A 608-nucleotide genomic window follows, 5' to 3' on the forward strand; every position below is an offset into this window, starting at 1 on the left:
GAGGGTGCCGAGGCCTTCGCCCGCTGGTACGTCGAGACGCTGAACCACCTCTACCAGCACCCCAAGGCGGGGGTACTCGACAAGTACGCCGGCGACGACTGCAAGACGTGCGCGAACCAGTCCGAAGCCTTGGTCGAGGCCTCTCGGACGAAGGAAGCATCTGATGGGCCTGTCTTCGACATTCTTGGCGCAAAGGTGACTGCGACGGGACCGAGCACCTATGACGCGGTCGTCGGCTTCCACCAGCTACCGGCGACGTTCACGACGCCCGATGGCGAGGTGACCGCTCGCCTCGAAGAGATCGACGAGATGGGGCTTCTCTTCCGCCTCCGACACGAGGGGGGTTGGGCCGTGGAGAAGCTCCATCCCAATGAGGACCCCGTCTTCACCAAGGATGGCTCCCGATGAGCCTCCTCACCGTCATGGCGCTCGCCTTGATGGGCAGTTCGGACTGCGGCCCGGTCGTCACTTGTGACGAGGACGGAGACGGTGTCGTCATCGGAATGCTCAAGAACGAGGTCGAGGAGTTGGCGGACAAGCGACCGCCGAACTCGACCCCACCTGCACCCGGGAAGCCACCGACCTTGTACTACGAATACGTCGTCCAA

2 protein-coding genes are annotated in these 608 nt (G+C 63.5%); both read left to right on the forward strand.

The features are described 5' to 3' along the window. The coding region (locus HMPREF3099_RS12990) for a DUF6318 family protein (RefSeq protein WP_083323655.1) at positions 1–408 on the forward strand (408 nt) is incomplete at its 5' end. Next, positions 405–608 (forward strand): hypothetical protein (locus HMPREF3099_RS08735; protein WP_141762090.1); only part of this gene is annotated, 204 nt, incomplete at its 3' end. The genes HMPREF3099_RS12990 and HMPREF3099_RS08735, both read left to right, overlap by 4 nt.

This window comes from Kytococcus sp. HMSC28H12, from assembly GCF_001816045.1.
GTDB lineage: Bacteria > Actinomycetota > Actinomycetes > Actinomycetales > Dermatophilaceae > Kytococcus > Kytococcus schroeteri.